We start from the raw sequence: 15,226 nt of genomic DNA, 5'->3' as shown, positions 1-15,226 counted from the left end.
ACGCAATATCGCAGCGAGCAGAAGACCTATCTCGAGCCGGCGCCGCGCTTTAGATGCTCGTCGAGGCGCGGCATGATCTCCACGAAATTGCAGGGCATGTGGCGATAGTCGAGCTGCGCCTTCAAGATGCCGTCCCAGGCATCCTTGCAGGCACCGGGAGAGCCCGGCAATACGAAGATGAAGGTGGCATTGGCCACACCGCCTGTGGCCCGCGACTGGATGGTCGCCGTGCCGATCTTGTCATAGGAGATGCGATGGAAGACTTCCGAAAACCCATCCATGCGCTTCTCGAACAAAGGCTCCAGCGCTTCCGGCGTGACGTCGCGGCCGGTAAAGCCCGTGCCGCCGGTGGTGATCACCACGTCGACAGTATCATCCTTGGTCCAGGCTTCCACCTGCGCGCGGATGCGCTCCCTGTCGTCGGGAACGATGGCGCGGGCAGCAAGCCTATGGCCGGCTTCCGCAATGCGGGCAACCAGCGTATCGCCGGATTTGTCGTCGGCGAGCGTGCGCGTATCGGAAACGGTTAATACTGCGATGCCGATGGGAATGAAGGATCTTTCGTTGACCGGACCTGCCATCATGCCTCTCCCGCGATCGTCTCCGTTACCTGGAAATACCAGCCCGGCTTCTGTCTGTGAAGCGACGCGGCGGCTTTCTTCGCCCGTTCGGCATCGGCGAAGATGCCGAAACAGGTGGCGCCCGAGCCGGACATGCGCGTCAGGATCGGGGATTCGCTTTCGATCAGGCCGGAAAGCACGCCAATCTCGCCGCAGATCGAGCGCGCCGGCGGTTCGAGATCGTTGCGCAGGGCCTTGATCGTGTCGATCCATTCGCCTTGACCCTGCGGCATTTGCGACGGAAACAGCAATGGCGGATTATCCTTGCGCGACAATTGGCGGAACACGTCGGGCGTGGAGACGCCGACGAGCGGATTGCCGAGAATCATCGGAAAAGAAGGAAAGGAAGGCAGCAAATCTATCGCCTCGCCAATTCCACGCGCAATCAGCGGCCGGCTCGAAAGACACATCGGCACATCGGCGCCAAGCTTCAGGGCGATCGTTTTGAGGGTGCCTTCAGGCAGGCTGAGGCGCCAGAGCCGCATGAGCCCACGCAATGCCGCCGCCGCATCCGCCGAACCGCCGCCGATGCCCGATGCGATCGGCAGGTTTTTTTCCAGATGAATATGGACGGCGGGAGCATCGAGACCGGATGAATTGGCTGCCTGGCGCAAGAGATCGCGCGCCTTGAGCACGAGATTGTCGCCGGCCTCGGCATCGGCCGAAAGCAACGGGCCGAACCGTCCCGAAAGGCTGAAATCGTCATCCTTGCTTGCGCGAAAGAAAAGACGATCGCCGTGGCGGGCAAAGCTGACGAGCATGTCTAGCAGATGATAGCCGTCGGCGCGGCGCCCCGTGACATGTAGCGCAAGATTGATCTTTGCGGGCGCTTCTTCCGTAAGGTCGAAATCACCCGCTGCCAAGATCGTGCTCATGGAAGTCTTAGGACTTCTTGTCGACCGGCGCCGGAGCGTTCGTGTCAGGCGAGGGGGCGGGCGCCGGATCGGGCTGCTTGCTCTTGTCGACGGTCTTCGGATCGTTGTCGAGCGGCGGCAAGCCCTTCTCGACCTTCTCCTTGATCTTCGGAATATCGGCCTCTTCCGGCTTCGAGGCGAGCGCCCGATTCCACTGATAGACGGCTTCGAGTTTACGATTGACTCGCCAGTAGGCGTCGCCGAGGTGATCATTGATCGTCGGGTCGCCGGCCTTGAGCTGTGCTGCCCGCTCCAGTTCGCTCACGGCATCGTCGAAACGGTTGAGGCGGAAATAGGCCCAGCCAAGCGAATCGACGATATAGCCGTCGTCAGGCCTCAGATCGACGGCCTTCTTGATCATGTCCAGACCCTGGTCGAGGTTCATGTTCATATCGACCCAGGAATAGCCGAGATAGTTCAGCACCTGCGGCTGATCCGGATTGAGCTCAAGGGCCCTCTTGAAGTTCGGCTCGGCATCCGCCCACTTTTTCAGCCGCTCATAGGCAATGCCGCGCTGGAAGAACACCGCCCAGTCGCTGCGCTTCGGCACGGGGCCGATGATCTGTACGGCCTTGTCGTAATTGTCGGCCATGGCCTGGAAGTCCTTGGCATCCGAAAGGACGCTGCCATAGGCGAGATAGCTGCGGACATCGTTGGGATCGGAATCGATCAGCGCCTTCAGATGCTTGCGTGCATCGTCGACTTTACCCGCCTGGGCGAGTGCGAGGCCGAGCTGCAGCTCGGAGATGCGGGCCATTGGCGAGTCATCAGGCACCTTCTTGTAGAAGCCGATCGCACGATCGGTCTGCTCTTGCTTTTCGGCCAGCCCGCCGAGCAACACCAGCGTATCGGCCGCTTTGGGGTCGAGAGAATTGGCAATCTGCAGATAAAGCGAGACGACATCCTCGGCCCCGTCGCGGTTCAGCGCGGCACCGATGGTGAAGAGAACGGCGGCCGCACCCTCGCTGGCATTGGTGACCTGCTGGTCCGGCGTATCACCCTTGCTGATGCTGTCGCGCAGCGCATTCAACGGAGCATAATTGCTGACGAGATTGTCGCCGACGGAGATTGCATCCAGGGCCTTCTGCTTGTCGCCGGCCTTGGCTTCGAGGCGCGCGAGCGCCATGACGGCGCGCATGAACGTATCGGGAGCCGTCGCTCCGCCCGTCTTGTCGAGGATCGCATCGTTGAGGTGCGAGCGTGCCGATTTCAGGTCGCCTATCGTCAGTGCAATGGCGCCGGCATGATAGTTCTTGAAGATGTTGAACCAATCCGGGCCCTTCATCTTGTCGATCATCGAGATGGCTTCCTTGCCGCGGCCGGATCCGGCGCGAGCCCAGGCGGCGAGCAGATTGGTCATCATCCGGTCGAGATCGTTCGGACCGTTATACTTGAGGATTTCCTGGGCGGTACGGTATTCGTGACGGCGGATGGCATCCATGCCGCGCACGATGGTGGTCACGCGTTCGACGGAAGGGTCGCTCTTCAGCTCGTTGGCGTATTTGACGCCTTCTTCCAGATTGCCGTTGAGCAGCAGCGAGATCATCAGCCGCTGGCGGATTTCCGGATTGCTCGGGTCGATCATCAGCGCCTTTTTGTAGAGCGCGATGGCAGTATTGTAGTCGTGATCGACATCGGCGGTACGGGCGGCGAGGAAAGCGCCTGCGAAGGTATCGACACTATCCGTATCGAAGGCGACCGCGGCGCTGGCCTCCGGTGCTGCCGCCGGCTTATCATCGGCGCGCGCGACATTCAGGGCGGACACCGAAAGGACCGCCGCCAGGGCTACGCCCGAGAGGAAACGGATGGCAAGTCTCTGCCGCATTAGAAAGCCTTTCATCAAGGGACAGCCGGCGAAGACGCCGGCGGCATAAAGCGTTCGTGTCAACTGATTCACAACAGGATGGCTTTTTTGAAGCGGCCCTGCAACAAATTCAGGCAGCCGCCATCAATTAACGCGTTCGATGCAGAAATCGATCACTTCTAGAAGTGCCGATTTCCAAGGCGTTTCCGGCAGGGGTGCCAGGGCGTCGCGCGCGATGGTGCCGTAATGGACCGCACGGGCAATTGTGTCGGCCAGCGCGCCATATTTCGTGATCAGGCCGAGAGCCTTCTCGAGATTCTCGTCACTGTTGTTGCCGGTTTCGATGGCCTCGCGCCAGAAGGCACGCTCCTTCTCCGTGCCGCGGCGATAGGCGAGAATCACCGGTAGCGTGATCTTGCCCTCGCGGAAGTCGTCGCCGACATTCTTGCCGAGATCGGCGGCCTTGCCGCCGTAGTCGAGCGCGTCGTCGACGAGCTGGAAGGCGAGGCCGAGATTGGTGCCGTAGGACTTCAGCGCGTTGCGCTCCCCCTTGCCGGCATTGGCGACGATCGGGCCGACTTCAGCTGCAGCGGCAAAGAGCGCTGCAGTCTTGGCGCGGATGACCGAGAGATAATCGTCCTCGGTCGTTTCCATGTTCTTGGAAACGGAGAGCTGCAGCACTTCGCCTTCGGCGATGATGCAGGCAGCCGAGGACAAGACGTCGAGAGCATCGAGCGAGCCGACTTCCACCATCATTCGAAAAGCTTGGCCGAGCAGGAAATCCCCGACCAGCACGCTTGCCTGATTGCCCCAGATCATCCGGGCGGTGGACTTGCCGCGACGCAGATCGCTTTCATCAACCACATCGTCATGCAGCAGCGTCGCCGTATGCAGGAATTCGACCGATGTCGCGAGTTTGATGTGATTGTCGCCCTGATAGCTGTAAAGAGCGGCAGACGCGATGGTCAGCATCGGCCGCAAACGCTTGCCGCCAGAGGAAATGAGGTGCTCTGCAACCTCCGGGATCATCTGCACATCAGAGCCGGCCTTGGACAGGATGAGCTGATTGACGCGTTCCATATCCGCCTTGGTCAGGTCCACCAACGGCTTGATGGATGCCAGTTTATTCTTGCTTTCTTCCAGCGGTATCACGACGCCCAACGATCCGGACTCCTGTTCATTTTCTGCAAAGCACAATAAGAAGGGGCGAAACGGGCGGCAAGAGGCGAATTGTCTCGTCGCGTAAATTTGACAGGAATTCTAAGGCCTATGCACGAGTTGATCCGTACCAATGACCCGGTCCTTCTCTCATTCGCTGAGAGCCTGATGAAGGATGCAGGAATTCATTGCTTCATTGCGGACCAGGCCATGAGCATTCTGGAAGGCTCCCTCGGGATGCTGCCGCGCCGTTTTTTGGTGGAGGAGGAGCGTGCCGATCAGGCCCGGCGGATCCTCGTCGATGCCGGCCTCGGCGACGAGTTGCGCCCGGCCCGGTCCTGAGGTTCGCCATGACTGAAAGCCTCTCCGAAACCATTGATGCCTTCCACCGCGGCGCCTTCCATGTCGTGCAGCCGAAGGGCCGGGGGCACCGCTCCGGCATGGATGCCATGCTGCTCGCAGCGCTTGTCGCAGATGAGCGTACGATCCGGGTGGCGGATCTCGGCGCGGGCGCCGGAGCAGCCGGAATGGCTGTGGCCTCGAGACTCGACCGAGCGGAGGTCGTGCTATTCGAGCGCTCGTCCGATATGGCCGAGTTCGCGCGCAAGAGCCTCCTGCTGCCGGAAAATGCGCGTTTTACCGGCCGCGTCTCGGTAATCGAAGCCGATGTCACGCTGACCGGCAAGGACCGCAACGAAGCGGGTCTCGTCGACGACAGTTTCCACCACGTCATCATGAACCCGCCTTTCAACGATGCCAGTGACAGGCTGACACCCGACGTGCTGAAGGCCGAGGCGCATGCCATGACCGACGGGCTGTTCGAACGGTGGATCCGCACGGCAGGCGCGATCATGATCCCGGGCGGCCAGCTCTCGCTGATCGCGCGGCCAGAATCGATCGGCGAGATCATCGCCGCCTGCGGCCGCCGCTTCGGCGGCATTGAAATCACGCCGATCCATCCCCGCGAGGGTGAGAGTGCGGTGCGCATTCTGGTGACGGCAATCAAGGGTTCGAGGGCCAGACTGGCGCTTCGGGCACCATTGATCATGCATGGCGAGGGAACGCATAAATTCACCGATTTCGTCGATGACATGAACAACGGCCGCACTTCGTATCCGCGCCGCTAGCCATTCGGCGCGCTCAGCATCAGGGCATCAAATACGATCCGCAATATTGTGTTTGGCGTTTCCATGCATACATCACGGGCAACAAACATCATGAAACAGGGATGACGAATGGTTGGGTTCTTGAGACGCATGCTTCCGAAGCGCTTCCGCAAGGAGGAGGTGATCGTACCCGTCGTCCGTCTGAGCGGCGTCATCTCTTCCGGTGGTGGTCCGCTGCGGCAATCGCTGAATCTCGCCGGCGTTTCGCAGGCGCTTGAAAAGGCCTTCAACGTGAAGACGGCGCCGGCCGTCGCCATTATCGTCAATTCGCCGGGCGGCTCTCCAGTGCAGTCGCGGATGATCTACAATCGCATCCGCGATCTGGCCGCCGAGAAAGATAAGAAGGTCCTGGTCTTCGTTGAGGATGTCGCAGCCTCTGGTGGTTACATGATCGCGCTCGCAGGTGACGAGATCATTGCCGATGCCACCTCCATCGTCGGTTCGATCGGCGTCGTTTCCGGCGGGTTCGGTTTTCCGGAGTTGTTGAAGAAGATCGGTGTCGAGCGCCGCGTCTACACAGCCGGTGCGAACAAGGTGATCCTCGATCCGTTCCAACCGGAGAAGGAAAAGGACATCGAATATCTGAAGAGCCTGCAGCTCGAAATCCACAAGGTCTTCATCGACATGGTGCTCGATCGTCGCACAGGAAAGCTCTCGGCGGACGAAGCGGTATTCTCCGGCCTGTTCTGGACCGGCAGCCGCGGGCTGGAGCTTGGCCTGATCGACGGCCTGGGAGACATGCGTCAGGAGTTGAGGAAGCGCTTCGGCGACAAGGTCAAGCCAACGCTGATCACCACGCCGCGCAGCCTTTTCGGCCGCAAGGCTCCCGGCATTTCGCTTGGCGGCGTGGATGGCCTCGGCGCCGGGATTGCATCCGGGCTTGCGGAAGCGGTAGAGGAAAAGGCATTGTGGGGCCGGTACGGATTGTAGGCGGGAGCGCTGGCTAATGTCCCGGATCATCTTCTTCATCATCGCCGTCGGCGGGATTTGGTTCCTGTATCGACGTTTCGTGCGCGATGCCCAGCGGCTCGCCGAAAAATCCCGCCGCGCCGAAACGGAACGCCGTACCGGCGCGATGGGAACCTTGGTCAAGGACCCGAAAACCGGCGAGTATCATGTGAAGCGCGAGGATGAATGAAACTCATATGTCCCGGTGTGGCGGGTTGCATCGCCGCTTGTACTGCAAAGCCTTGACCCATTCGCCCCGGCGTGGCACCTGTCCGCCAAACAATTCGCTAGTGGAAGAAATCAGTTCCCATGACTGCCAACGTGCCCGACCACATGAACCCGAAGCGCTCCTTTCAGGCGCTCATCCTGACGCTGCACAATTACTGGGCCGACAAGGGTTGCGCGGTTCTACAGCCCTACGACATGGAAGTCGGCGCCGGCACGTTTCATCCGGCCACCACGCTGCGTTCGCTGGGTCCGAAGCCTTGGCGGGCTGCCTATGTCCAGCCGTCCCGCCGCCCCTCCGACGGTCGCTATGGTGAGAACCCGAACCGCCTACAGCACTATTATCAGTATCAGGTCATCCTGAAGCCCAATCCTCCGAACCTGCAGGAGCTCTATCTCGGCTCGCTGAAGGCGATCGGCCTCGATCCGCTGCTGCACGATATCCGCTTCGTCGAGGACGATTGGGAAAGCCCGACGCTCGGCGCATGGGGTCTCGGCTGGGAATGCTGGTGCGACGGCATGGAAGTCTCGCAGTTCACCTATTTCCAGCAGGTTTGCGGCATCGAATGCGCACCCGTCGCCGGTGAGCTGACCTACGGTCTGGAGCGTCTTGCGACCTATGTTCAGGGTGTCGACAGTGTCTATGACCTGAATTTCAACGGCCTCGAGGGCGAAGACAAGATCACCTATGGCGATGTCTTCCTGCAGGCCGAGCAGGAATATTCCCGGCATAATTTCGAATATGCCAATACCGAGATGCTGCACCGCCATTTCATCGATGCCGAGAAGGAATGTCAGGCGTTGTTGGCAGCCGGCGCGCCGGGCGACAGTGAAAATCATCGCCTGCACAAATGCGTCTTTCCGGCTTACGACCAGTGCATCAAGGCGAGCCACGTCTTCAATCTGCTCGACGCCCGCGGCGTCATCTCCGTGACGGAGCGCCAGAGCTACATCCTGCGCGTGCGCACGCTTGCCAAGGCTTGCGGCGAGGCTTTCCTGCTGACCGATGCCGGCGGCATCAACTGGAACCAGCAGGCCGCCTGAGGCAAGCTTCCCCGGGATTGGGCATCGCCACAGCCTATCTTGGCTCTGCGCCGCCATTAAAGCCGGGTGACATTGGCACAAAATCTGCCTAGTGTCCCTTGGGTTGCAGTCGCCACGGGGGATTTCAGATGCTTGTTCTTCTAGCGATCATAGTGCTGGCCGCGCTCTATGTCGTCTTCGCCTATAATGGGCTCGTCCGTGCACGCCAGGTGGCGGAGGAGGCTTGGTCCGGCATCGACGTGCAGTTGAAGCGCCGCGCCGATCTCATCCCCAATCTGGTCGAGACGGTCAAAGGCTATGCCGGCCATGAACGCCAGACCTTGGAAGAGGTTGTCGAACTGCGCAACAAGGCGCAGGCCGTGCCGTCTGGGGATGTCGCCGCCCGCGGTCAGGCGGAGGGTTTGTTGTCGCAGGCGCTGGGCCGCGTGATCGCGCTCGCCGAAGCCTATCCCGATCTCAAGGCCAACACGAACTTTCTCGAGTTGCAGCGCTCCCTGGAGGGCGTCGAGGGCGAAATCCAGATGTCCCGCCGCTATTACAACGGTGCCGCGCGCGATCTGAACGTCAAGGTCGAGACCTTCCCGAACAATCTCATCGCCGGCCCCTTTGGCTTTACCAAGAAGGCCTATTTCGAGATATCAAACGAAGCGGACCGTGCCGTTCCAACGGTAAAGTTCTGAGATTTCCGCTATCGGTTTTTCATGTGAGGCGGTAAAGGATGCCGATCGCTGGCCATCGGCCGCCTTACTGACTGACCAAAGAGAATGATGATGGGTAGAGCCAAACTCACGATTATCCCGCCGGGCAAGCCTTTGACCGGGCGCGCCATGCCGCCGGGATCGAAGTCGATCACCAACCGCGCGCTGCTGCTCGCGGGCCTTGCCAAGGGCACGAGCCGGCTGACCGGCGCGCTGAAGAGCGACGATACCCGCTATATGGCCGAAGCGCTGCGCGCCATGGGCGTAGTGATCGACGAGCCCGACGACACGACCTTCATCGTGACCGGCAGCGGCAAGCTGAAGGCGCCGGCTGCCCCGCTTTTCCTCGGCAATGCCGGCACGGCGACACGCTTCCTGACGGCAGCCGCCGCTCTGGTCGAAGGCAAGGTCGTCGTCGATGGCGATGCCCATATGCGCAAGCGGCCGATCGGCCCGCTCGTCGACGCATTGCGCTCGCTCGGCATTGATGCCTCCACGGAAACTGGCTGCCCGCCCGTGACCATCAACGGTACCGGCCGCTTCGAGGCAAGCCGCGTGCAGATCGATGGCGGCCTGTCCAGCCAGTATGTTTCGGCTCTATTGATGATGGCAGCCGGCGGTGACCGCGCTGTCGACGTCGAACTGCTCGGCGAGCATATCGGGGCTCTCGGCTATATCGATCTGACGGTTGCTGCCATGCGCGCTTTCGGCGCCAAAGTGGAGCGTGTGAGCCGGGTTGCCTGGCGCGTCGAGCCCACCGGCTATCATGCCGCGGACTTCGTGATCGAGCCCGATGCCTCCGCTGCGACCTATCTCTGGGCAGCTGAAGTGTTGAGCGGTGGCAAGATCGATCTCGGCACGCCGGCGGAACAATTCTCGCAGCCGGATGCGAAGGCCTATGATCTGATCTCGAAGTTTCCGCATCTGCCCGCCGTCATTGACGGCTCGCAGATGCAGGATGCTATCCCGACGCTTGCCGTTCTCGCCGCCTTCAATGAAACGCCGGTGCGCTTCGTCGGCATCGAGAACCTGCGCGTCAAGGAATGCGATCGCATCCGCGCCTTGTCGAGCGGCCTGTCCCGCATCGTGCCGAACCTCGGGACTGAAGAGGGCGATGATCTCATCGTCGCATCCGATCCGAGCCTCGCCGGCAAGGTGCTGCCGGCAGAAATCGACAGCTTTGCCGATCACCGCATCGCCATGAGCTTTGCGCTCGCCGGCCTGAAGATCGGCGGCATCACCATTCTCGACCCTGATTGCGTCGCCAAGACCTTCCCGTCCTACTGGAACGTGCTGGCGTCTCTTGGTGTCGCTTACGAAGACTGACGCTCCGCCATCTCAAGGGAGGCTGAGCGCAGGCATGTTCCTGACGTGAAGCGGCGCCGGCAACGGCGTCGCGGCCATCCTTTGGGGGAGTGATGACACGGCTTTGCGGGTTCTTCCTGGCTCTGTGCCTGCTGCTTGGCGCAACGGCGGTAACGGCAGCCGAGCTCATCACCAACTTCGATCAAGCGATCGCGCTGCATCGTGACGGCTCCATGCAGGTCGTCGAGACGATCTCCGTCAATGCCGAAGGCCAAAACATCCGCCGCGGCATCTTCCGGGATTTCCCGCTGACAATGACCGATGCCAACGGCCGCGAGATCGAGGTGGATTTCAAGGTCGTCTCCGTCGAGCGCGATGGGCAGCCGGAGGATTGGCACAGCGAGCGCATCAAGGGCGGCGAGCGCATCTACATCGGTAACGGCGACAGAAGTCTCAACCCAGGCCCGCATTCATTCCGCCTCACCTACGACACCAATCGTCAAATGCGCTATTTCGGCGATCATGACGAACTTTATTGGAACGTGACTGGCAACGGCTGGCTGTTCCCGATCCTCAATGCTAAGGCGGCCGTCACCCTGCCGGAGGGCGTACAGCCGCAGCAGCTTGCCTTCTTTACGGGGCCGCTCGGCGCTACCGGCAAGAACGCAAGTGCAAACCAACAGGGCAATATCGTTACTTTTGCGACGACAAGGCCGCTCGCAGCCGGCGAAGGTCTGACGGTTGCCATCAAGCTCGCGAAGGGCGCAATCACACCGCCGAGCGACAGCCAGCAATGGGGCTGGTTCCTTCGGGATCATCTCGATACGATCATTGCCGTCGGCGGGCTGATCCTGCTGTTTGCCTACTATATGCGAAGCTGGATCGCGGTTGGCCGCGATCCTCGGCCGGGCGTCATGGTTCCGCGCTGGGACCCACCCGAAGGCATCTCTCCCGCGCTCGTCAATTATATCGACAATAGGGGCTTTGCCAGCTCCGGCTGGACGGCATTCTCAGCGACGGCGATCGATCTCGCCGTGCGCGGCTATGTCATCTTGGACGACCTGAAGGAAAAGGTCGTTATGCGCCCGACGGGCAAGGCAGGCAGCGATCTCGGTGGCGGCGACAAGGTGATCATGCAAGCCGTCGGGCCATTTTCTCCACTTGTCATCGACAAGGAAAACGGCGAAGCGGTGCAGCGACTCGGTGCGAAGTTCCGCAGCGCGATCGAGCGCAATCATCGCGACGAATATTACAAGGCCAATGCGCTCTATGTTATTGCTGGTATCGCACTGTCGATCCTCATCCTGGCTTCCATTGTCATCTTCGGCCGCCTGCATGAAAATGCCCTGCCGCTCATTATCGTGCCGGGCTTCCTGTCGATTTTCGTAACGCTTTTCGCCAGCTCGATCGGCCGCAGGTTTCGCAAGCATAGTGCCAGCCTCGCCCAGCGCATCATTTCGGTGCTGATTTTCGCCTTCTTCGGCTTCCTCTTCGTCTCGATTGCCGTTAGCGGTTTTGCCGCCGCGGTCGTGCCGTTGTGGGAAGCGGGCCTGCTGCCGCTGGTCGCCGCTATCGTCGGCATTTTCGCGCTCAACGTCGTCTTCTATTTTCTGATGGGTGCGCCGACGCCGCTCGGGCGCAAGATAATGGATGGCATCGCCGGCCTCAGGCAATATCTGACGCTCGCCGAGCGCGACCGAATGAACATGCAGGGTGCGCCGCAGATGTCGCCGCAGCATTTCGAAAAGCTGCTGCCCTATGCAGTCGCACTCGGTGTCGAAAAGCCGTGGTCCAGCGCCTTTGAAACTTGGCTCGCCACCGCTGCGGGTGGCGCGGCGGCCGCCTACGCACCGCTCTGGTATTCCGGCAATTTCAACTCCGGCAATATCGGCGGAACGATCGGCGACTTCTCGTCCTCCATGGCGTCCACCATCGCTTCAACCATCCCCGCACCCGTCTCCAGCTCGTCCTCCGCTTTCGGCGGTGGGGGAGGCGGCGGTGGCGGTTTCTCCGGCGGGGGTGGCGGCGGTGGTGGCGGCGGCGGATGGTAGTGAACACCTCCCCCTTGAGGGGGGAGGTCGCCGCGCAGCGGCGGGCAGGGGTGACAATTGTTTGGCTGCGGAGTTTGCCATGATCACCCCACCTCGGCACTTTGTGCCGACCCCCTCAAGGGGAGGGTGTACCTCACGACTCATCAACTTCGCTGTTTCAGCCACACGGAGATTCTTCTGCCCCAAAAGCCCTCCAAGCTCGACCGCTTCAAAATCGCCAACGGCTGGCGTCTGCGCGCCTATGCGACCGATGCGGAAGCCAAGCTCTGGAAACAGCTGTGGCGCATTCCGATTGAGGGCACGCATTTTCGCCGCCAGGTTTCGATCGGGCGCTACTTGGCCGCTTTCGCCTGTCATCAGATCGGTCTCATCATCGAGCTCGACGGCAGCCAGCATGCGGAAGAGGCGCCAAGACGTTATGATGCTGAGCGCACGGCCTATCTCGAAAGCCAAGGCTACCATGTCGGCCGATTCTGGAATGCCGAGGTCATAGATGAGGTCGAGGCTGTCCTGGATACGATATTTGCCATTGTGCAGCAGCGGCAAATTTTGCTAGCAGAGGCCGACCGTTTTCACCCCACTCCGGCACGCCGTGCCGACCCTCTCTCTCAAGGGGAGGGTGAGGAACCTTGACATGCCCGATCTCCTTCTCGAACTCCGCTCCGAGGAAATTCCCGCCCGTATGCAGCGCAAGGCTGCCGGCGACCTGAAGAAGCTGGTGACCGATGCCCTGGTCGAAGCGGGTCTTTCCTATGAGGGGGCCAGGGAATATTGGACGCCGCGTCGCCTCACGCTCGATATTCGCGGTCTGACGGCGCGCTCGGCTGATGTGCGCGAGGAGCGCAAGGGTCCGCGCACCGATGCCAACGAGAAGGCGATCGAAGGTTTTCTGCGCGGCGCCGGTCTCTCCTCCATTGCCGAAGCCCAGGTGCAGAGCGACCCGAAGAAGGGCGATTTCTACGTTGCGATCATTTCCAAGCCCGGCCGTGCCGCGGAGGAAATCGTCGCTGCTGTGATGCCCGACATCATAAAAAATTTCCCCTGGCCGAAATCCATGCGCTGGGGCAAGGCCTCGGTGAAGCCCGGCTCGCTGCGTTGGGTGCGCCCGCTGCAGTCGATCGTCTGCACCTTCGGCACCGAGCATGAAGAGACTGTCGTCATCCCCTTCGAGATCGACGGCATCGTCGCCTCCAACGTGACTTACGGCCATCGCTTCCATGCCCCCGGCCCAATCGCGGTCAAGCGTTTCGAGGATTATGCCTCAAGCCTGGAAAAGGCCTATGTCGTTCTCGATGCCGAACGCCGCAAGGACATCATCCTGCATGATGCCCGCGATGTCGCTTTCGCCAATGGCCTCGAGCTGGTCGAAGACGAAGGTCTGCTGGAGGAAGTCTCCGGCCTTGTCGAGTGGCCGCAGGTACTGATGGGCTCCTTCGAGGAGGATTATCTCTCTATCCCGTCGGAGATCATCCGCCTGACCATCAAGACCAACCAGAAGTGTTTCGTCACGCGCCCGCAGGCCGGCGAGACATTGTCCAACCGCTTCATTCTGGTCGCCAATATCCAGGCGACGGATGGCGGGAAGGAAATCATCCACGGCAACGGCAAGGTCGTGCGTGCCCGTCTGTCCGACGCGCTGCACTTCTGGAAGCGTGACCAAGGCGATCTGCCCGATCTCGAAACGCTGGAAGCCTCCGCTAAAAAGTTCGGCCTCGATCTGAAGAAGCCGCTCGATCAGCGCATGGCCAAGCTCGACGCCCTGAATGTTACCTTCCATGCCAAGCTCGGCAGCCAGGGCGAGCGCGTCGCCCGCATCCGCGCGCTGGCCGCTGACCTCGCCAAGATCACCGGCGCCGATGCCGCTCTGGTCGACCGTGCCGTCGTGCTTGCCAAGGCCGACCTGCGCACCGAAGCCGTTGGCGAATTCCCCGAGCTGCAGGGCGTCATGGGCCGCAAATACGCGTCGCTGCAGGGCGAGAACGTCTCGGTCGCGACGGCGATCGAAGATCACTACAAGCCGCAAGGCCCGTCCGACCGCGTCCCCGAGGACAAGGTTGCGATCACAGTCGCGCTTGCCGACAAGCTGGATACGCTCGTCGGCTTCTGGGCGATCGACGAAAAGCCGACGGGCTCGAAGGACCCTTACGCGCTGCGCCGCGCTGCCCTCGGTGTCGTCCGTATTTTGCTGGAGCGGGGCGTGCGCCTGCCGCTGCTTGCGACCACCAGGGATGCCGATCTGCTCGCCTTCTTCCATGATCGCCTCAAGGTCTATCTGCGCGATCTCGGCGCCCGCCATGACCTGATCGATGCCGTGCTGACGCCGGAAGCTGACGATCTGCTGATGGTCGCCCGCCGTGTCGAGGCGCTGACCGCCTTCATAACCTCCGAAGATGGCAAGAACCTGCTGGCAGGCACCAAGCGCGCCACGCAGCTCCTGGCCGCCGAGGAGAAGAAGGGCACCGTCGTTGCCGATGGAGTTTCAGAAGCCTTGCTGAAGCTCGACGCGGAAAAGGATCTCTTCGCTGCCGTCAAGGCTGCCTCGGCTGAGGCATCCGACGCAATTGCCAAGGAAGATTTCCGCTCGGCCATGGCAGCCCTTTCCAAGCTGCGCGCACCCGTCGATCGCTTCTTCGAGGACGTGCTCGTCAACGACGAAGACGCCGCCATCCGCGCCAATCGCCTGGCGTTGCTGCGCATGATCCGCGCAGCAACCGGCACGGTTGCTGACTTCTCGAAGATCGCGGGATAAGCCATGGGGGCGCGATGACCGGAAAGATCCTCGTCAGCGCCTGCCTCATGGGCCACGCCGTCCGCTATGACGGCCGCTCCAAGCCTCTTGTCCATCCGGCGATCGATCGTTGGCGCGAGGAGGGGCGGTTGGTGATGATCTGCCCGGAAATGTCTGCCGGCATGGCCGTACCGAGGCCGCCGGCCGAGATTGTTGGCGGCGCCACCGGCGAGGACGTGCTTGCCGGCACCGCAAAGGTGATGGAGATCAGCGGCGGCGATGTCACGGCGGAATTTCGTCAGGCGGCGGAAAATGCGCTGGCGCTCGCAACGGAAACCGGCTGCCGCTATGCCCTGCTGATCGACGGCAGCCCGTCCTGCGGCTCGGGCTTCATTTATGACGGCTCATTTTCGGGTGACCGGCAGAGTGGCCGGGGCGTCACGGCGGCGCTGCTCAGGCAAGCCGGCATCGAGGTCTATTCCGATCGCGAGATCGACAGGCTGGTTGAGCGGCTGGCGGCGACCGACTGACACAACCATCATAGCCAAATAAAAACCGCCGGACG

The 15,226-nt window shown here is 61.4% G+C and carries 15 protein-coding genes; 11 read left to right on the top strand and 4 right to left on the bottom strand.

The annotated features are described in order from the left end of the window. Positions 1–26 precede the first annotated feature (26 nt). From moaB to FHT73_RS08580, 4 genes are all read right to left on the bottom strand, one after another. Positions 27–581: a molybdenum cofactor biosynthesis protein B gene (gene moaB, locus FHT73_RS08595; RefSeq protein WP_183710949.1), complete on the bottom strand. Its 555-nt coding sequence runs from the start codon at positions 579–581 to the stop codon at positions 27–29. Further along, positions 581–1,495: a 4-(cytidine 5'-diphospho)-2-C-methyl-D-erythritol kinase gene (locus FHT73_RS08590; protein ID WP_183710947.1), complete on the bottom strand. Its 915-nt coding sequence runs from the start codon at positions 1,493–1,495 to the stop codon at positions 581–583. Before FHT73_RS08590 ends, moaB begins: the two co-directional genes overlap by 1 nt. Positions 1,496–1,502: 7 nt before the next feature. Continuing rightward, complete coding sequence (locus tag FHT73_RS08585) at positions 1,503–3,359, bottom strand: tetratricopeptide repeat protein (RefSeq protein ID WP_112611451.1); 1,857 nt, start codon at positions 3,357–3,359, stop codon at positions 1,503–1,505. 123 nt (positions 3,360–3,482) lie between these two features. Then, complete coding sequence (locus FHT73_RS08580; protein WP_183710946.1) at positions 3,483–4,499, bottom strand: polyprenyl synthetase family protein; 1,017 nt, start codon at positions 4,497–4,499, stop codon at positions 3,483–3,485. A gap of 108 nt (positions 4,500–4,607) precedes the next feature. Here FHT73_RS08580 and FHT73_RS08575 point away from each other — a divergent pair, with 108 nt between their 5' ends. From FHT73_RS08575 to FHT73_RS08525, 11 genes are all read left to right on the top strand, one after another. Next, complete coding sequence (locus FHT73_RS08575) at positions 4,608–4,838, top strand: DUF2007 domain-containing protein (RefSeq protein WP_112611437.1); 231 nt, start codon at positions 4,608–4,610, stop codon at positions 4,836–4,838. Between the two features lie 8 nt (positions 4,839–4,846). Beyond that, the gene (locus FHT73_RS08570) at positions 4,847–5,623 is read left to right on the top strand and encodes a methyltransferase (protein ID WP_112611439.1); all 777 of its coding nucleotides are present in this window, start codon (positions 4,847–4,849) and stop codon (positions 5,621–5,623) included. Positions 5,624–5,731: 108 nt separating this feature from the next. Next, the gene (locus tag FHT73_RS08565; protein ID WP_112611441.1) at positions 5,732–6,592 is read left to right on the top strand and encodes a S49 family peptidase; all 861 of its coding nucleotides are present in this window, start codon (positions 5,732–5,734) and stop codon (positions 6,590–6,592) included. 16 nt (positions 6,593–6,608) lie between these two features. Further along, a complete protein-coding gene (locus tag FHT73_RS08560; RefSeq protein WP_112335442.1) occupies positions 6,609–6,800 on the top strand; it encodes a hypothetical protein in 192 nt (63 codons plus the stop codon). A 119-nt stretch (positions 6,801–6,919) separates the two neighbouring features. Next, positions 6,920–7,879 carry a glycine--tRNA ligase subunit alpha gene (locus tag FHT73_RS08555; RefSeq protein ID WP_112335445.1) on the top strand — a complete coding sequence of 320 codons (960 nt, stop codon included), beginning with the start codon at positions 6,920–6,922 and terminating at the stop codon, positions 7,877–7,879. Between the two features lie 128 nt (positions 7,880–8,007). Continuing rightward, positions 8,008–8,559 (top strand): LemA family protein, encoded by a 552-nt coding sequence (locus tag FHT73_RS08550; RefSeq protein WP_113233191.1) that lies wholly within the window; start codon positions 8,008–8,010, stop codon positions 8,557–8,559. 87 nt (positions 8,560–8,646) lie between these two features. Continuing rightward, on the top strand, positions 8,647–9,903 hold the full coding sequence (gene aroA / locus FHT73_RS08545) for a 3-phosphoshikimate 1-carboxyvinyltransferase (RefSeq protein WP_183711129.1): 1,257 nt from the start codon (positions 8,647–8,649) through the stop codon (positions 9,901–9,903). A gap of 92 nt (positions 9,904–9,995) precedes the next feature. Continuing rightward, entirely contained in the window at positions 9,996–11,933 is a 1,938-nt protein-coding gene (locus tag FHT73_RS08540; protein ID WP_183710944.1) for a DUF2207 domain-containing protein, read from the top strand. 57 nt (positions 11,934–11,990) lie between these two features. Continuing rightward, positions 11,991–12,566 (top strand): DUF559 domain-containing protein, encoded by a 576-nt coding sequence (locus FHT73_RS08535; RefSeq protein ID WP_246712048.1) that lies wholly within the window; start codon positions 11,991–11,993, stop codon positions 12,564–12,566. 1 nt (position 12,567) lies between these two features. Continuing rightward, complete coding sequence (gene glyS, locus FHT73_RS08530) at positions 12,568–14,682, top strand: glycine--tRNA ligase subunit beta (protein WP_183710942.1); 2,115 nt, start codon at positions 12,568–12,570, stop codon at positions 14,680–14,682. Positions 14,683–14,696: 14 nt separating this feature from the next. Beyond that, complete coding sequence (locus FHT73_RS08525; protein WP_183710940.1) at positions 14,697–15,191, top strand: DUF523 domain-containing protein; 495 nt, start codon at positions 14,697–14,699, stop codon at positions 15,189–15,191. Positions 15,192–15,226: the final 35 nt, after the last annotated feature.

Origin of the sequence: Rhizobium sp. BK098 (assembly GCF_014193155.1) — a bacterium.
GTDB lineage: Bacteria > Pseudomonadota > Alphaproteobacteria > Rhizobiales > Rhizobiaceae > Rhizobium.
This window is presented reverse-complemented; position numbering and strand designations above follow the sequence as displayed.